15 protein-coding genes and 3 tRNA genes are annotated in these 17449 nt (G+C 70.9%); 16 read left to right on the top strand and 2 right to left on the bottom strand.

Annotated features, from left to right (window positions below; genetic code table 11):
- Nucleotides 1-708 precede the first annotated feature (708 nt).
- From dnaN to O1G21_RS19700, 12 genes are all read left to right on the top strand, one after another.
- Nucleotides 709-1839: a DNA polymerase III subunit beta gene (dnaN, locus tag O1G21_RS19755; RefSeq protein WP_270145678.1), complete on the top strand. Its 1131-nt coding sequence runs from the start codon at nt 709-711 to the stop codon at nt 1837-1839.
- A gap of 171 nt (nt 1840-2010) precedes the next feature.
- Nucleotides 2011-2886, top strand: a complete 876-nt coding sequence (gnd, locus tag O1G21_RS19750; RefSeq protein WP_270145676.1) for a phosphogluconate dehydrogenase (NAD(+)-dependent, decarboxylating) — start codon at nt 2011-2013, stop codon at nt 2884-2886.
- A 39-nt stretch (nt 2887-2925) separates the two neighbouring features.
- The gene (gene recF / locus O1G21_RS19745) at nt 2926-4059 is read left to right on the top strand and encodes a DNA replication/repair protein RecF (protein ID WP_270145675.1); all 1134 of its coding nucleotides are present in this window, start codon (nt 2926-2928) and stop codon (nt 4057-4059) included.
- A gap of 128 nt (nt 4060-4187) precedes the next feature.
- Nucleotides 4188-4727 carry a DUF721 domain-containing protein gene (locus O1G21_RS19740; protein WP_270145673.1) on the top strand — a complete coding sequence of 180 codons (540 nt, stop codon included), beginning with the start codon at nt 4188-4190 and terminating at the stop codon, nt 4725-4727.
- Between the two features lie 245 nt (nt 4728-4972).
- Nucleotides 4973-6988, top strand: a complete 2016-nt coding sequence (gene gyrB / locus O1G21_RS19735) for a DNA topoisomerase (ATP-hydrolyzing) subunit B (protein WP_270145671.1) — start codon at nt 4973-4975, stop codon at nt 6986-6988.
- Between the two features lie 131 nt (nt 6989-7119).
- On the top strand, nt 7120-9651 hold the full coding sequence (gene gyrA, locus O1G21_RS19730; protein ID WP_270151112.1) for a DNA gyrase subunit A: 2532 nt from the start codon (nt 7120-7122) through the stop codon (nt 9649-9651).
- 148 nt (nt 9652-9799) lie between these two features.
- Entirely contained in the window at nt 9800-10489 is a 690-nt protein-coding gene (locus tag O1G21_RS19725; protein WP_270145669.1) for a DUF3566 domain-containing protein, read from the top strand.
- A 259-nt stretch (nt 10490-10748) separates the two neighbouring features.
- The gene (locus O1G21_RS19720; protein WP_270145667.1) at nt 10749-12122 is read left to right on the top strand and encodes an SAM-dependent methyltransferase; all 1374 of its coding nucleotides are present in this window, start codon (nt 10749-10751) and stop codon (nt 12120-12122) included.
- A 16-nt stretch (nt 12123-12138) separates the two neighbouring features.
- Nucleotides 12139-12215: transfer RNA gene (locus tag O1G21_RS19715), tRNA-Ile, on the top strand.
- An 88-nt stretch (nt 12216-12303) separates the two neighbouring features.
- Nucleotides 12304-12377: transfer RNA gene (locus O1G21_RS19710), tRNA-Ile, on the top strand.
- Between the two features lie 368 nt (nt 12378-12745).
- Nucleotides 12746-12874, top strand: coding sequence for a DLW-39 family protein (locus tag O1G21_RS19705; RefSeq protein ID WP_014137031.1), 129 nt, complete (start codon nt 12746-12748; stop codon nt 12872-12874).
- Between the two features lie 168 nt (nt 12875-13042).
- A tRNA-Ala gene (locus O1G21_RS19700) sits at nt 13043-13115 on the top strand.
- A 60-nt stretch (nt 13116-13175) separates the two neighbouring features.
- Here the strand turns inward: O1G21_RS19700 and O1G21_RS19695 are convergent.
- Complete coding sequence (locus tag O1G21_RS19695; RefSeq protein WP_270145662.1) at nt 13176-13823, bottom strand: DUF5324 family protein; 648 nt, start codon at nt 13821-13823, stop codon at nt 13176-13178.
- Nucleotides 13824-14037: 214 nt separating this feature from the next.
- Between O1G21_RS19695 and O1G21_RS19690 the strand changes: the two genes are divergently transcribed.
- A complete protein-coding gene (locus tag O1G21_RS19690) occupies nt 14038-14931 on the top strand; it encodes a rhomboid family intramembrane serine protease (protein WP_270145660.1) in 894 nt (297 codons plus the stop codon).
- A gap of 357 nt (nt 14932-15288) precedes the next feature.
- Here O1G21_RS19690 and crgA read toward each other — a convergent pair whose 3' ends face one another.
- Complete coding sequence (gene crgA, locus O1G21_RS19685; protein ID WP_270145659.1) at nt 15289-15537, bottom strand: cell division protein CrgA; 249 nt, start codon at nt 15535-15537, stop codon at nt 15289-15291.
- A 167-nt stretch (nt 15538-15704) separates the two neighbouring features.
- Between crgA and O1G21_RS19680 the strand changes: the two genes are divergently transcribed.
- The 3 genes from O1G21_RS19680 to O1G21_RS19670 all read left to right on the top strand — a co-directional run bounded on the left by O1G21_RS19680 (nt 15705) and on the right by O1G21_RS19670 (nt 17445).
- Nucleotides 15705-16469, top strand: coding sequence for a DUF881 domain-containing protein (locus O1G21_RS19680; protein WP_405000678.1), 765 nt, complete (start codon nt 15705-15707; stop codon nt 16467-16469).
- 78 nt (nt 16470-16547) lie between these two features.
- Nucleotides 16548-16727, top strand: a complete 180-nt coding sequence (locus tag O1G21_RS19675) for a hypothetical protein (RefSeq protein WP_270145657.1) — start codon at nt 16548-16550, stop codon at nt 16725-16727.
- A 55-nt stretch (nt 16728-16782) separates the two neighbouring features.
- Nucleotides 16783-17445 carry an aminodeoxychorismate/anthranilate synthase component II gene (locus tag O1G21_RS19670; protein WP_270145656.1) on the top strand — a complete coding sequence of 221 codons (663 nt, stop codon included), beginning with the start codon at nt 16783-16785 and terminating at the stop codon, nt 17443-17445.
- The last annotated feature ends 4 nt before the right edge of the window (nt 17446-17449 follow it).

The raw sequence follows: 17449 nt of genomic DNA, 5'->3' as shown, positions 1-17449 counted from the left end.
TCCGGAGTTATCCAGAATTCGTCCACAGGCCCGTCACCGCTACGCTCTTCGGCGCAGGTCAGGTGCCTGTGGACTTGTGCACAACGGTTATCCACAGGGTGTGGACAATTGACGGCCCACCAGTGGGCCATCCGGGTTATCCACCGGTTGTCCCCAGGCGCCGGGCGGTTATCCCCAGGTTGTCCACAGCCGGGTCCACAGTTCGACAACCGTGAGCTGCTGTTCATGCCCCGGTGTGAAAGGCGTCACGAAAAGTTGACCGGGGCCCGTGGATAACCGGGCCCGGATCTGGGGACAGTCCTGGGGATAACCTGTGGATACCCAGCGTGCCCTGTGGGTAACGCACGGCTGTCCACAGCGCGGCCTGTCCGTCCACAGCCGCCGTCCACACCTACTGTGGACAAAATTCGGGCGCTGACCTGCGGAAACGGGGTTATCCACGGTTTCCACAGGCCCTACTACTACCGCTACACAGATAGACCGTGAGCCTGCTTTCAAAGTGGGTGGGCCCGAAATCTGTGGACAACCGCGCCCCGACATCTGTTCGGCTTGCTTCCGCCCGTCTGCCCCGTCTGTCGGTGGAGTACGTCAGACTGTCCTTGGCGACTGGAAGCGGAGTGGTAGCGCTCGGCGGACAGGCGGACCGACGATCAAGATCAGACGAACCAGAGTGCGAGCGGGAGCGCTCGATCCAGGAGGCGGTTACCGGTGAAGTTCCGGGTGGAGCGTGACGTCCTCGCGGAGGCGGTGGCCTGGGCTGCCCGCAGCCTCCCGGCACGGCCGCCGGTGCCGGTGCTGGCCGGCCTGCTGCTGACCGCGCAGGAGGGCAGCCTGGCGCTGTCCGGCTTCGACTACGAGGTCTCGGCCCGGGTCGAGCTGGAGGCGGACGTCGAGGAGGCCGGCACCGTCCTGGTCTCCGGTCGCCTGCTCAACGACATCTCGCGCAACCTCCCCAACCGGCCGGTGGAGATCTCCACCGACGGCCAGCGGGTCAGCGTGGTCTGCGGCAGCTCCCGCTTCACCCTGCCCACCCTGCCGGTGGACGAGTACCCGGCCCTGCCGCAGATGCCGACCGCCACCGGCACCGTCTCCGGTGACGTCTTCGCCGCCGCGGTCAGCCAGGCCGCGGTCGCCGCCGGCCGGGACGACACCCTGCCGGTGCTGACCGGTGTCCGGGTCGAGATCGAGGGCGACCGGATCACCCTGGCCGCCACCGACCGCTACCGCTTCGCCGTCCGCGACCTGCTGTGGAAGCCCGAGCAGTCGGACATCTCCGCGGTCGCCCTGGTGCCCGCCAAGACCCTGCAGGACATCGCCAAGTCCCTGGGCAGCGGCGACACCGTCTCCATCGCGCTCTCCTCGGGCGGCGCGGGCGAGGGCCTGATCGGTTTCGAGGGCGCCGGCCGCCGCACCACCACCCGGCTGCTGGAGGGCGAGTTCCCCAAGTTCCGCAGCCTCTTCCCGACCGAGTTCAGCGCGGTCGCCGCGATCCAGACCCAGCCCTTCCTGGAGGCGCTCAAGCGCGTCTCGCTGGTCGCCGAGCGCAACACCCCGGTCCGGCTCAACTTCGAGCAGGGCGTGCTGACCCTGGAGGCCGGTTCGGGCGACGACGCCCAGGCCACCGAGCGGATCGAGGCCGACCTCGAGGGCGACGACATCTCGATCGCCTTCAACCCGGGCTACCTGGAGGAGGGCCTCAAGGCCATCGACTCCCCGTTCGCCCAGCTGAGCTTCACCACCCCGACCAAGCCGGCCCTGCTGAGCGGCAAGGTCTCGGTGGACGCCGAGGAGGACAAGGCCTACCAGTACCTGATCATGCCGGTCCGCCTGTCGGGCTGACCGTCGGCGCCGTCCGTCACCCACAGGCTGTGCACACCCGCTGTGCACAGCCTGTGGACGTCTCCCCCGGTCGGCCCGACCGCGCGGAGCCCGCCTCCGTCGGAAGCGTAGGCTCGAGGCGTGCGGCAACGGCGCCGCCGGCAGGCACGTCCCCACAGTAAGGATTTGGTCATGGAGCTCGGCCTCATCGGTCTCGGCAAGATGGGCGGCAACATGCGCGAGCGGATCCGCCGCGCCGGCCACACCGTCGTCGGCTACGACCGCAACCCGGAGATCTCCGACGTCGAGAGCCTGCAGGAGCTCGTCAACAAGCTCCAGGGCCCCCGCGTGGTCTGGGTGATGGTCCCGGCCGGCGCCGCGACCCAGGCGACCGTCGACGAGCTCGCCGAGCTGCTCTCCCCCGGCGACGTCGTCGTCGACGGCGGCAACTCCCGCTGGACCGACGACATCAAGCACGCCGAGGCGCTGGCCGCCAAGGGCATCGGCTTCGTCGACTGCGGCGTCTCCGGCGGCGTCTGGGGCCTGGAGAACGGCTACGCGCTGATGTACGGCGGCGACGCCGAGCACGTCGCGTGCGTTCAGCCGGTCTTCGACGCGCTCAAGCCGGAGGGCGACTTCGGCTCGGTGCACGCGGGCGCGGTGGGCGCCGGCCACTTCGCCAAGATGGTCCACAACGGCATCGAGTACGCGATGATGCAGGCCTTCGCCGAGGGCTGGGAGCTGCTCGAGGCCGCCCCCGAGGTCACCGACGTGCGCGAGGTCTTCCGCAGCTGGCAGGAGGGCACCGTGATCCGCTCCTGGCTGCTGGACCTGGCCGTCCGCGCCCTGGACGAGGACGAGCACCTGGACAAGCTGCGCGGCTGGGCCGCCGACTCCGGCGAGGGCCGCTGGACCGTCGAGGCCGCGATCGACCACGCCGTGCCGCTGCCCGCGATCACCGCCTCGCTGTTCGCCCGCTTCGCCTCCCGCCAGGACGACTCGCCGCAGATGAAGATGATCGCCGCGCTGCGCAACCAGTTCGGCGGCCACGCGGTCGAGTCCAAGTAACCGAAGAGTTCTCCACAGAAGGCGGGCGCAGTCCACAGCATGCACGTCGCGCACCTGTCGCTCGCCGACTTCCGGTCGTACGCCCGGGCCGAGGTTCCCCTCGACCCGGGCGTGACGGCCTTCGTCGGGCCCAACGGCCAGGGCAAGACCAACCTGGTCGAGGCGATCGGCTACGTCGCCACGCTGGGCAGCCACCGGGTCGCCACCGACGCCCCGCTGATCCGGCTGGGCGCCGAACGGGCGGTGATCCGCACCTCGGTCGTGGACCGCGGCCGTTCCACCCTGGTCGAACTGGAGCTCACCCCGGGCAAGGCCAACCGGGCCCGGATCAACCGCTCCGACAACGTCCGACCGCGCGACGTGCTGGGCCTGCTGCGGACCGTGCTGTTCGCCCCCGAGGACCTCAGCCTGGTCAAGGGCGATCCGGGCGAGCGCCGGCGCTTCCTGGACGAGCTGCTGACCGCCCGCGCGCCCCGGCTGGCCGGGGTCCGGCAGGACTACGAGCGGGTGCTCAAGCAGCGCAACGCCCTGCTGAAGACCGCCGCGATGGCCCGTCGGGCCGGCGGCGGCAAAGGTGCCGACCTGTCCACCCTGGAGGTCTGGGACGGCCATCTGGCCCGCGCCGGAGCCGAGTTGACGGCCTTCCGGATCCAGCTGGTGGCCGCCCTGCAGCCGCTGGTGACGGCCGCGTACGGCCAACTGGCGCCGGGCGGCGGCGAGACCGCGCTGGAGTACCGCAGCTCCTTCGAGGGCGAGCTGCCGACCAGCCGTGAACAGGCCGAGGAGCAACTGCTGCAGGCGCTGCAGGCGGTCCGCAAGCAGGAGGTCGAGCGCGGGCTCACCCTGGTCGGGCCGCACCGCGACGAGCTGGTGCTCAAGCTCGGCCCGCTGCCCGCCAAGGGCTACGCCAGCCACGGCGAGTCCTGGTCGTACGCGCTCGCGCTGCGGCTGGCCTCGTACGAGCTGCTGCGCGCCGACGGCGGCGAGCCGGTGCTGATCCTGGACGACGTGTTCGCCGAGCTGGACGCCGCCCGCCGGGACCGGCTGGCCGAGCTGGTGGCCGGTGGCGAGCAGGTGCTGGTGACCGCCGCGGTGGCCGAGGACGTGCCGAAGGCGCTGGCCGGTGCCCGGTTCGCGGTCGCCGACGGCGCCGTGCGCCGGATCGACGCCTGATCCCGCGCCCACCACACCGCACTGCACCGCACCCGGAGCGCGGCACGCGCCGACGCCCCGGTGTCCGCGCGCTCCCGTAGGCTGGACGGCTCATCGGGTTGTCCACAGGCTGGGGAAAGGAGATCGCCGTGAGCGAGTCGGCGGGGACCTCCCCCGGCCCCGGCGCCGCCGAGCCCACCGGGGCCGACCTCGCCCGGTCCGCCCTGCGGGCGGCCCGCGCCCAGGCCCGTCAGCGCGGTGAGCAGGTCCAGCAGAAGCGCGAGGCGAAGCGGCACGGTCTGCGCAGCGGCGCCCGCTCGGACGGCCGTGATCCGGTGCCGCTGGGCGCGGCGCTGAACCGGCTGCTGACCGAGCGCGGCTGGGAGTCATCCGCCGCGGTCGGTGGGGTGATGGGCCGCTGGCCGCAGATCGTCGGCCCGGACATCGCCGCGCACTGCCATCCCTCCTCCTACGACGAGGCGGCCGCGATCCTCACCGTGCAGTGCGACTCCACCGCCTGGGCCACCCAACTTCGTTGGCTGGCACGTCAGTTGGTGGCCCGTCTGAACCACGAGCTGGGCCACGGCACGGTCCGGACCATCAAGGTGCTCGGCCCGGCCGCGCCGGTCCGCGGCTACGGCCGGCTGCGCGCGCCGGGGAGCAAGGGCCCGGGCGACACCTGGGGCTAGCGGGCACGTCCGGACCGCGATCTTCCGGAACCCCTGACAGCCCTTCCAGGCGCCTCAGGCCCCCGGGTCGAGTATCGGGACATGTGCAGAGGGGATTCAGGGCGGCGTATCTGCCTTCAGGGGCTGCCAAACGCCCATCTCTGTCAGTCGTACCGGTAGACTGAAAGCCAAACACTGTTGCTAGTGGCAACCGAGTCGAAACGCCGTGGTCGCACGCTCGCCCGCACGGGGCGGGATTGCGGCCCGTGCTGTGCCAGAGAGGGCGCTTCGTGGCCGATTCCGGCAACCCCAGCCAGACCCCAGACCAGACCGACCAGGCTTCCTACACCGGTAGCAACATCCAGGTGCTGGAAGGCCTCGACGCCGTCCGCAAGCGCCCCGGCATGTACATCGGCTCCACCGGTGAGCGCGGCCTGCACCACCTGGTGCAGGAGGTCGTGGACAACTCCGTCGACGAGGCGATGGCCGGGTACGCCGACACCATCGACGTCACGATCATGGCCGACGGCGCGATCCGCGTCGTCGACAACGGCCGCGGCATCCCGGTGGACATCGTCCCCGGCCAGGACAAGCCCGCCGTCGAGGTCGTGCTCACCGTCCTGCACGCCGGCGGCAAGTTCGGCGGCGGCGGGTACGCCGTCTCCGGCGGTCTGCACGGCGTCGGCGTCTCGGTCGTGAACGCGCTGTCCACCCGGCTCTCGGTGGAGATCCACAAGGACGGCCACATCTGGACCCAGGACTACAAGATGGGCGCGCCGACCGCCGCCCTGGTCAAGGGCGCGGAGACCGACCGCACCGGCACCACGGTGACCTTCTGGGCCGACGCCGACATCTTCGAGACCACCGTCTACTCCTTCGAGACGCTCTCCCGGCGCTTCCAGGAGATGGCCTTCCTCAACAAGGGCCTGTCGATCTCGCTGACCGACGAGCGCCCCGAGCACGTGGACGAGGAGGGCAAGCCGCTCACCGTCACGTACAAGTACGACGGCGGCATCGCCGACTTCGTCGCCCACCTCAACTCCCGCAAGGGCGATGTCATCCACCCCTCGGTGATCGACTTCGAGGCGGAGGACAAGGACAAGGCGATCTCGGTGGAGATCGCGATGCAGTGGAACTCCTCCTACACCGAGGGGGTCTACAGCTTCGCCAACACCATCCACACCCACGGCGGCGGTACCCACGAGGAGGGTTTCCGCGCCGCGCTGACCGGCCTGGTCAACCGCTACGCGCGGGACAAGAAGCTGCTCCGCGAGAAGGACGACAACCTCTCCGGCGAGGACATCCGCGAGGGTCTGACCGCGATCATCTCGGTCAAGCTCGGCGAGCCGCAGTTCGAGGGCCAGACCAAGGACAAGCTCGGCAACACCGAGGCGAAGACCTTCGTCCAGAAGGTCGTCAACGAGCACCTGAACGACTGGCTGGACCGCAACCCCAACGAGGCCGCGGACATCATCCGCAAGTCCATCCAGGCCGCCACCGCGCGCGTCGCCGCCCGCAAGGCCCGCGACCTCACCCGCCGCAAGGGCCTGCTGGAATCCGCCTCGCTGCCGGGCAAGCTCTCGGACTGCCAGTCCAAGGACCCGTCCGAGTGCGAGATCTTCATCGTCGAGGGTGACTCCGCAGGCGGCTCGGCCAAGCAGGGCCGGGACCCGCGCACCCAGGCCATCCTGCCGATCCGCGGCAAGATCCTGAACGTCGAGAAGGCCCGGATCGACAAGGTGCTGCAGAACACCGAGGTCCAGGCGCTGATCTCGGCCTTCGGCTGCGGCATCCAGGAGGACTACGACGATTCCAAGCTGCGCTACCACAAGATCGTCCTGATGGCGGACGCCGACGTCGACGGTCAGCACATCCGCACCCTGCTGCTCACCCTGCTGTTCCGCTTCATGCGGCCGCTGGTCGAGTCCGGGTACGTCTACCTCGCCATGCCGCCGCTGTACAAGATCAAGTGGGGCAAGGACGACTTCGAGTACGCCTACTCCGACCGCGAGCGCGACGCGCTGGTCGCCGCCGGCGTGGAGGCCGGGCGCCGACTGCCCAAGGACGACGCGATCCAGCGCTTCAAGGGTCTCGGCGAGATGAACGCCGAGGAGCTCCGGGTCACCACGATGGACGCCGAGCACCGGCTGCTGCTCCAGGTCACCCTGGAGGACGCCGCCCGCGCCGACGAGCTGTTCTCCGTGCTGATGGGCGAGGACGTCGAGGCCCGCCGCTCCTTCATCCAGCGCAACGCCAAGGACGTCCGCTTCCTGGACGTGTGACGCCTGCACCCCAGGCCCCGCACGTACCAGTCCGCGTGAAAGGAAACTGACCACCAGTGGTCGACGACAACCGTCCCGAAGGCGACCAGCCCGAGACTCCCGAGGCCGCCGAGGCCACCGCCCAGGCGACCATGCGGATCGAGCCGGTCGAGCTCGAGACCGAGATGCAGCGCTCGTACCTCGACTACGCGATGAGCGTGATCGTCAGCCGGGCGCTCCCCGAGGTCCGCGACGGCCTCAAGCCGGTGCACCGCCGCGTGCTCTACGCGATGTACGACGGCGGGTACCGGCCCGAGAAGGGCTACTACAAGTGCGCCCGCGTCGTCGGCGACGTGATGGGCAACTACCACCCGCACGGTGACACCTCGATCTACGACACCGTGGTCCGCCTGGCCCAGCCGTGGTCGATGCGGATGCCGCTGGTGGACGGCAACGGCAACTTCGGCTCCCCGGGCAACGACCCGGCTGCGGCCATGCGCTACACCGAGTGCAAGATGATGCCGCTGGCCATGGAGATGATGCGCGACATCGACGAGGAGACCGTCGACTTCGCGCCCAACTACGACGGCCGCTCGCAGGAGCCGACCGTCCTGCCCGCGCGCTTCCCTAACCTGCTGGTCAACGGTGCCACCGGCATCGCGGTCGGCATGGCCACCAACATCCCGCCGCACAACCTCCGCGAGGTCGCCTCCGGCGCGCTCTGGTACCTGGAGAACCCGGAGGCCTCCGCCGAGGAGCTGCTGGAGGCCCTGATCGAGCGGATCAAGGGCCCCGACTTCCCCACCGGCGCGCTGATCGTCGGCCGCCGCGGCATCGACGACTACTACCGCACCGGCCGCGGCTCGGTCACCATGCGCGCCGTGGTCGAGGTCGAGGAGATCCAGGGCCGCCAGTGCCTGGTGATCACCGAGCTGCCGTACCAGGTCAACCCGGACAACCTCGCGCTGAAGATCGCCGACCTGGTCAAGGACGGCAAGATCGCCGGCATCGCCGACGTCCGCGACGAGTCCTCGTCCCGCACCGGCACCCGCCTGGTGGTCGTGCTCAAGCGCGACGCGGTCGCCAAGGTCGTGCTCAACAACCTGTACAAGCACACCGAGCTGCAGACCAACTTCGGCGCCAACATGCTGGCCCTGGTCGACGGCGTGCCGCGCACCCTGTCGCTGGACGCCTTCATCCGGCACTGGGTCAACCACCAGGTCGAGGTCATCGTCCGGCGCACCACCTTCCGGCTGCGCAAGGCCGAGGAGCGCGCCCACATCCTGCGCGCGCTGCTCAAGGCCCTGGACGTGATCGACGAGGTCATCGCGCTGATCCGGGCCTCGGCGAGCGCCGACGCCGCCCGCACCGGCCTGATGGGCCTGCTGGAGATCGACGAGCTCCAGGCCAACGCGATCCTGGAGATGCAGCTGCGCCGCCTGGCCGCCCTGGAGCGCCAGCGGATCACCGACGAGCACGACGAGCTGCAGCGCAAGATCGACGAGTACAACGCGATCCTGGCCTCGCCGATCCGCCAGCGCGAGATCATCTCCGAGGAGCTCGCCGCGATCGTCGAGAAGTACGGCGACGACCGCCGCTCGACCCTGATCCCCTCGGACGGCGACCTCTCCATCGAGGACCTCATCGCCGAGGAGGACATCGTCGTCACGATCACCCGTGGCGGCTACGTCAAGCGGACCCGCTCCGACCTCTACCGCTCGCAGAAGCGCGGCGGCAAGGGCGTGCGCGGCGCCCAGCTCAAGCAGGACGACATCGTCGACCACTTCTTCGTGACGACGACCCACAACTGGATCCTGTTCTTCACCAACAAGGGCCGGGTCTACCGCGCCAAGGGCTACGAGCTGCCGGACGCCGGCCGCGACGCCCGCGGCCAGCACGTGGCCAACCTGCTGGCCTTCCAGCCGGAGGAGCACATCGCCCAGGTGATGGCCGTCCGCACCTACGAGGACAAGCCGTACCTGGTCCTGGCCACCCGGGCCGGCCTGGTGAAGAAGTCCCCGCTGAAGGACTACGACTCCCCGCGCTCCGGCGGCCTGATCGCGATCAACCTGCGCCAGGACGAGGAGGGCCGGGACGACGAGCTGATCGGCGCCGAGCTGGTCTCCCCCGAGGACGACCTGCTGCTGGTCTCCAAGAAGGCCCAGTCGATCCGCTTCACCGCGACCGACGACGCGCTGCGGTCCACCGGCCGCGCCACCTCCGGCGTCAAGGGCATGGCCTTCCGCGAGGACGACGAACTGCTCTCGATGAACGTCGTCCGCCCGGGCACCTACGTCTTCACCGCCACCGACGGCGGGTACGCCAAGCGGACCGCCGTGGACGAGTACCGTGTCCAGGGGCGCGGCGGCTACGGCACCAAGGCGGCGAAGATCGTCGAGGGTCGGGGCTCGTTGGTCGGCGCGCTGGTGGTCGACGACACCGACGAGATCATGGCGATCACCCTCTCGGGTGGGGTGATCCGCACGAGGGTTTCCGAAGTTCGTGAAACCGGACGTGACACGATGGGCGTCCAACTGATCAACCTCGGAAAGCGCGACGCGGTGGTGGGCATGGCCCGCAACGCGGAGGCCGAGGACGAGGAGACGGCGGAGGACGAGGTCACCGAGTCCACCGAGACGGCCGAAGGTGCGGGGACGGCGGTCGGCGGCGACGCCGAGGTCTGAACCGAACCGCGGACCGGTGCCGCCGCGTCCAGAGAAGTGGACGCGGCGGCACCGGACGCCGACCAGTACCGGGCAATCCCGCCGGGCGCTGGATGACGAGTGACGGATCAGGGCGGCGCCGCCCTGGTGGGAAGTGCGGGAGGACCAGGTGAGTGGAGCCACGGGTGCTGCGGGAGGACCCTCCGGCGGCCGTCCGGGCGCGCAGGGCGGGGGGGCGTACGGCGGTGTGCCGGGACAGCCGCCGACCGAGCACTCGGCCGCGTCCACCTCGCTGATGCCGCCGACCGGCGGAGCCGGTCAGGGCGGCTTCTCGCAGCCGACCACGTACACCAAGGGGCAGCCGACCCCGGCCCGGGGCACCCGGACCGGCGGCACCACCCCGCCCGGCGGCACCCCCGTCCCCGGAGCGGCGCGCCGCCCCGCCGGCGGGCCCGCGACCGTCGGGGGCGGCCTCGGCCGCACCCGCAAGGCCCGGCTGCGGGTGACCAAGGTCGACCCGTGGTCGGTGATGAAGGTCAGCTTCCTGCTGTCGCTGGCCGTCGGCATCATCATCATCGTGGCCGCGGCCGTGCTGTGGATGACGCTGGACTCGCTCGGCGTCTTCGACTCGCTGACCAAGACGCTCAAGGACGTCACCGGCGGCGGTGCGGACAACGCCAGCAGCCAGCTCAACCTGATGGACTACATCGGCTTCGGCAAGGTCATGATGTTCACCACGCTGATCGCCGTGGTCGACGTCGTCCTGCTGACCGCGCTGTCCACGCTCTCCGCCTTCATCTACAACGCGGCGGCCGGTTTCACCGGCGGCGTCGAGCTGACCCTGGCCGAAGAGGACTGATCCCGGCCGGATCCTGACCCCGGCTCAGTTCGCCGTCCACGGACGGAATGCACGGGCCCCGCGGGCTGTTCCAGCCCGCGGGGCCCGTCGGCATTTCGGGTGACAGCCGGCACCCCGCGGCGTGCCGCCCGGAATCGGGCCGCCCGCGGTGGGATTAGCTGGACGCCGCCCGTTCCCACGCCTGGGAGTGCCGCAGGCCGCCCCGGTCGGTCGACCGGGTCAGGTGACGTTCCGCAGGACGGCTGGACGGAGGCGCGTGGTGGCGAAGCTCGCAGGTCAACTGGTGGAGGCCCTGGACGGGCTGTTGGGAATCCCGGTCCCCTTGCGGGTGCAGGCCTGGGACGGCAGCGTCGCCGGGCCGCCCGGAGCGCCCACGGTGGTCCTGCGCAACCGCCGGGCGCTGCGCCGCCTGATCTGGCAGCCGGACGAGCTGGGCCTGGCCCGGGCCTACGTCTCGGGGGACCTCGACCTCGCCCCCGGCACCGACCTGTACGAGACGCTCTCCGCGGTCGCCCGCTTCGCGGAGCTCCCGGAGATCCGCACCATGTCCCTCGGGCCGCGCGACGTCCTCGGCGCCAGGGGCCGCCGGGTGCTCGCCGCCGTCCTGCGGGCCGGGGCGATCGGCCCGGAGCCCACCCCGCCCCCGGAGGAGGTCCGCAAGGCCCAGGGGCGGCTGCACAGCCGCGGTCGGGACCGCGCGGCCATCAGCCACCACTACGACGTCGGGAACGACTTCTACGGCCTCGTGCTGGGCCCGTCCATGGTCTACTCGTGCGCCTACTGGACACCCGAGGCGAAGAGCCTGGAGGCCGCCCAGGAGGCCAAGCTCGACCTGATCTGCCGCAAGCTCGGCCTGCGGCCCGGGATGCGGCTGCTGGACGTCGGCTGTGGCTGGGGCTCGCTGCTGCTGCACGCGGCCGAGCACTACGGCGTCACCGCGGTCGGCGTCTCGATCTCCAAGGAGCAGGTCGCGCTGGCCCGGGCCCGGGTCGAGGAGGCCGGCCTGGCCGACCGGGTCGAGGTCCGGCTCCAGGACTACCGGGAGATCGTCGACGGCCCCTTCGACGCGATCTCCAGCATCGGCATGGCCGAGCACGTCGGCTCGGAGCAGTACCGGGTCTACGCCGACGGCCTGTACCGGCTGCTGACGCCCGGCGGCCGGCTGCTCAACCACCAGATCGCCCGCCGACCCGACTACCCGGGTGAACCGCACCGCACCAGCCCCTTCATCGACCGCTACGTCTTCCCGGACGGCGAGCTCTCCCCGGTCGGTTCCACCGTGGCCCGGCTGGAGGAGGCGGGCTTCGAGGTCCGGGACGTCGAGGCGCTGCGCGAGCACTACGGGCTGACCCTGCGCGAGTGGGTGGCCAACCTGGAGGCGCACTGGACGGAGGCGGTCCGGCTGGTCGGTCTCGGCCGCGCCCGGGTCTGGCGGCTGTACATGGCGGCCTCCGCGCTCGCCTTCGAGCAGAACCGGATCGGCGTCAACCAGGTCCTCGCCGTCCGCAGCACCGAGGAGGGAGCGGCCGGCCTGCCGCCGACCCGCGAGGAGTGGCTGGTGCGCCCGGCCGCCGAGGTCACTGCCGCGACCCCGGCCGGAACGGATTTGGGAGATCGGCGGTCGGTCCGCTAATCTTTCAGTGCGGCAAGGGCCTATAGCTCAGACGGTTAGAGCGCTTCCCTGATAAGGAAGAGGCCACAGGTTCAAGTCCTGTTAGGCCCACCACCGCGAAGGGCCCGGAGTGTCCACTCCGGGCCCTTCGGCGTCGTTTTCGCAGATCGGGCTGCTTCCGGTACGCTCTGCTGTGCAGCGAGGGCCTATAGCTCAGACGGTTAGAGCGCTTCCCTGATAAGGAAGAGGCCACAGGTTCAAGTCCTGTTAGGCCCACCGCCCCGAAGGGCCCGGAGTGATCCACTCCGGGCCCTTCGGCGTTCCCGGGGGAACCCGGGCCCCGCGCGGCCGGGCGGCGGCCGGATGCCCGTCGGACCGGCGCTGACGAGGGCTTCCCCGGCCGACCGCGTGCGGACGATCCGTGCGACAGGAGGTGCGGCGTCAATCCTCGGACCGGACCGCCGCGTTGACCGCACCGGTGGCTGGTCACGATTGGGACACCGGTGTGTATCATCGGCCGCAAGGGCAGTCCGGCACCCGACCGCCCGTTCGCGCTCGAAACACATCTGGACTCGTCGGCCCGGCCGGTCCGGCCGGAGCACCGGCTCCTGAGTCCACCAACGCAAGAAGGACGAGGTCCCGCGGTGAAGAAGCTCCTCCTGGTCGCCCTGGTCGCCCTCGGCGGCTTCTTTGTCTACCGTCAGGTCCAGGCGGACCGCGCCGAGCAGGACCTGTGGACCGAGGCCACCGACCCGGTTCCGGCCGGTCGCTGAGCCCGGGCGATCTGACGATCGACGATCTTCGGAGGCGCTGACCCGCGCCTCCCGAACCGGTCGGCCCGCTCACTCGAACGGACCGGCCGGTTCCTTCAGGGGGACGGCTCTCGGAATCGCGCCGGAACCCGGTACGCTAGTGCCCGTTGGCACGCGCCGTGCCGTCGAGGGGCATTAGCTCAGTTGGTAGAGCGCTGCCTTTGCAAGGCAGATGTCAGGAGTTCGAGTCTCCTATGCTCCACAGCGCCAGAACGGCGGCCGACCTGTTCTCCAGGTCGGCCGCCGTTCGGTTTTTCAGGCCCTAGGGCCGCGGGCGGTCCTCCTCGGTGCCCTCCTCGGGGTTGACGCCGTTCGGCGGGGCGGTGGCGGTGGGCGGCTCGACCAGCCACTCCGGGTTGCTGTGCCGGCGCCACCACTGCCAGGCGACGATGCCGCCGCCGATCGCCAGCACGCCGGCCACCGCGAGGCCGGTCGTCCAGCTGCCGCACCGCTGCTGCCGCCTGGCGTTCCGGGCGGCGAGCTCGCTGATCTCGGCCGCGCTGACGTGGCCGTGGAGGGCGGTCAGCGCGGCCGCGCCGCGGACCTGGGCCTCGTGCGCGACCGGGGCGACCGCCTCGACGGCCTGGGCGACCCTGGGGCGGACCGTGGTGCGGGCCTGGTCGGCCGCGCGGGCAGCGGAGAGGCGGGCCGCCAGGGCCGCCTCCTGAGCCCGATGGAGGGCCTTCAGGGTGTTCTGCTGGGCCTCGGGCGACAGGCTGGCGAAGGCCTGGCCGAACTGCGGGGCGAGGTGCCTGTCGTACTGGACGCGGAGGGTGTGGGCGGCCTGGGCGGCCTTGGGCCCGAGGGCGTCGAAGGCGGGCCCGAGGCGCTGCTTGGCGCCGTCCGCGAACTGTGCGGCGGTGTCCCGGGTCCGGGTGGCGGTCTCACGGGCCGAGTCCGAAAAGCTCACGAGTCTCTCCTCCTGGGTGGCGTCCTTTATACGCATATCCACCTGAATACTGATCATGCATCCTGATTTGTCCGGCGGCACCTCGGGCTGGGCCGGGGGAGGGCCCCGCGAGGTGACCGGGCTGGGCCGGGAGGGTTGCTTTCCGGGGTGTCGGGATGGGCTGCCGCAGTAGGCTGGCGGCTTCGGAGGTCGGTACCGGAAGGGGAAACCGCTGATGCTCCCGGACGAGCCGCGAGAGTCCACGGACCACTCCTCCGAGGGCGGGCTGCCCGGCTGCTACCGGCACCCCCGGACGGCCACCGGGATCTCCTGCACCCGCTGCGATCGGCCGATCTGCCCGCAGTGCATGGTGGGCGCGGCGGTGGGCTTCCAGTGCCCCGAGTGCGTCGGCGCGGGGCACGCCGGGGCGCGGCGGGCGACCACCCGGTTCGGCGGGGCGCCGACCGTGGACGGCGGGCTGGTGACCAGGGTGCTGGTCGGGACGAACGTCGTGGTCTGGGTGCTGGCCGCCTACGTCCTCAACCCGCGGCTGGGCGAGGTCTGGTCGCTGGCCAGTCTCGGGCGAGCGCACCCCGGCGGTCCGTACGGCGTCGCGGACGGCCCGGGCCAGTGGTACCGGCTGCTGACCGCGACCTTCCTGCACCTCCAGTGGTGGCACATCGGGCTGAACATGCTGGTGCTGCTCTGGCTCGGCCCGCAGCTCGAGGAGGCGCTCGGCCGGCTGCGCTTCCTGGCCCTCTACCTGCTCGCCGGCCTGGGCGGCAGCACCTTCGCGTTCCTGGTGGCGGGCGACCGGATGAATTCGGTGGGGGCCTCCGGGGCGATCTTCGGCCTGATCGGCGCCACGATCGTGATGCAGTTGCGGGACCGGGGGCCGCTCGCCCCGGCGCTGGCCTTCCTGGTCTTCAACCTGGTGGTGACGTTCACCCGCCCGGGCATCGACTGGCGGGCGCACATCGGGGGCCTGGTGATCGGGGGCCTGACCGCGCTCGGCCTGATGTACGCCCCGCGCGAGCGCCGCGCACTGGTCCAGGGGCTGACGGTGGCCGGAGCGGTGGCGGTGCAGGCGGCGATGCTGTTCACCGGGATGGCCCTGTACGGCGCGTGATGTCCGGGCGTTTGTCCACAGCGGGTGCGGTGTCGTGCGCGGGCTGTGCGCCGTCCCGGCTGTGGACTGTTGTTCTACGCGTGTCCCCCTGTGCGAATTCCGCGCTTCCGGGAAGTTGTGCACAGCTGTGGACGGCGCTGGCCGGAAAGGTTATCCACAGGCTGTGGGGAGTTTTCCCCAGTGTGGATAACCATGTGGATAAGCCTGACCGTCTGATGGTGTGACAGTCGGATAGCGCATCGGCCAACCGCGGTCACACCCGGGACCCGGCTCCGGGCACGCCGAACCGCCGCTCCGGGTCCTGCGGATCCGAAGCGGCGGAGAGGCCCGAATCCGAGCCTCAGGACGCTCGGGGCGTCACTTCCACTGGGTGGAGACGCCGAACCCGGCCGCGATGAAGCCGAAGCCGACCAGGATGTTCCAGTTCCGCCAGCTCTCGACCGGGTAGCTGCCGCTGGTCACGTAGTAGGTGACGATCCACACCAGGCCGATCAGGAACAGTGCCAGCATCAGCGGCGCGACCCAACCGCGGCCCGAGCTGATCTTCACCGCGGCCGTGGTCGGCGGGGTGTAGTCGGACTTCTTGCGGAGTCGAGACTTCGGCACGAGGAGCTCTCCTGTCGATGCGCTGTGAGACCGCGCAGAGGTGCAGCGGGTGAGACGCCGACGGTCGGTCGCGGGGAGCGCTCTGGGACCGCTCCCCAACCTGCCACCGGCGTCCGTTAGCGTAGTGGCTCGGCGGGTCTCAAGGAGATAAGGGTACGGTGACTAATTTGTCGATTCCCCCCGGGAAGGCCGTCACCCGCCGTTCCGGCATCCGAATTGTCGGACGTGCCCTGACCTGCGCCGTGTTCGCGCTCGCCGGTCTGCTCTTCTACATCAGCGCCCAGACCGCCCGCGGCACCGACCTGCGGACCGACAACTCGCTGCTGAGCCTCGGCGACGTGATCCGCCAGCGCAGCTCGCAGAACCAGCAGGCGCAGGCCCAGCTGGCCGACCTCCAGTCCCGGGCCCAGGAGCTCACCGAGCAGCAGGGCAACGACCCCGCCGACACGGCGCGGCTGAGCGGCCTGCGGCTCGGCGCGGCCCTGGAACCGGTGCAGGGCGGCGGGCTGACCGTCACCCTCAACGACGCCCCGCCGAACGCCACCGCGCGCATCCCCGGGGTCCCCGAACCGGGCGTCAACGACCTGGTCATCCACCAGCAGGACATCCAGGCGGTGGTCAACGCGCTGTGGCGGGGCGGCGCCGCGGGCGTGCAGGTGATGGACCAGCGGCTGATCTCCACCAGCGCCGTCCGCTGCGTGGGCAACACCCTGCTGCTCCAGGGCCGGGTCTACTCCCCGCCGTACGTGATCAGGGCGGTGGGGAAGACGGACGCCCTGCGCTCGGCCGTCGAGGCGGACCCGGCGATCCGCAGCTACCTGCAGTACGTCCAGGCGTACGGCCTGGGCTGGAAGGTCCAGGAGAGCGGCGATCTGACGCTGCCCGGCTACTCCGGCACCACCGAACTCCGTTCGGCGGGCGGACAGCAGTAGCACCAGTGACGGACCGGCCTCGCGGGCGTTGATCCCGGGTCTACTCTTGACCCCAGTCCGCTACCTCGAGGGAGCACCATGTACGGCTGGATCTGGCGTCACCTCCCGGGGAACACCCTGGTCCGTGCCCTCATCTCGCTGCTCCTGATCCTGGGGATCGTCTACCTCCTCTTCACCTACGTCTTCCCGTGGGCGGAACCGCTGCTCCCCTTCGGTGACGTCACAGTGGACGGCGGCGACGGAGCCGCGGCCGGCTGACCCGGCGGGCCCGGAACTTCACCCCAGCACCGCATCCCACGGAGACCACGCGCGCATGACCACCCAGTCGACCCCGCCCCGCATCCTGGTCGTGGACAACTACGACAGCTTCGTCTTCAACCTGGTCCAGTACCTGTACCAGCTCGGCGCCACCTGCGAGGTGGTGCGCAACGACGAGGTGACCGTCGAGCACGCCGTCCGCCGGGCGGGGGAGGAGGGCTTCGACGGGGTGCTGCTCTCCCCCGGGCCCGGGTCGCCCGAGGAGGCCGGGGTCTGCATCGCGATGGTGCACCACTGCGCGGGGATCGGGCTGCCGGTGTTCGGCGTCTGCCTGGGCCTGCAGTCGATCGCGGTCGCCTACGGCGCGGTGGTCGGCCGGGCGCCGGAGCTGCTGCACGGCAAGACCTCGCTGGTCGAGCACGAGGACGGTGGGGTGTTCGAGGGCCTGCCCTCGCCGCTGACCGCGACCCGCTACCACTCGCTGGCCGTCGACCCGGCCACCGTGCCGGACCAGCTGGTGGTCACCGCCAGGACCGGCAGCGGCGTGATCATGGGCCTGCGGCACCGTGAACTGCCCGTCGAGGGCGTGCAGTTCCACCCCGAGTCGGTGCTGACCGAGGGCGGGCACCGGATGCTCGCCAACTGGCTGGCGGAGTGCGGCTTCCCGCAGGCCGTGGACCGGTCGGCCGGGCTCGCCCCGGTGATCGGCCGGGGCTGAGCGG

The organism is Kitasatospora cathayae, from assembly GCF_027627435.1.
Lineage (GTDB): Bacteria > Actinomycetota > Actinomycetes > Streptomycetales > Streptomycetaceae > Kitasatospora > Kitasatospora cathayae.
Note: the sequence above shows the minus strand (reverse complement) of the source record. Positions and strands in the feature narration are given on the sequence as shown.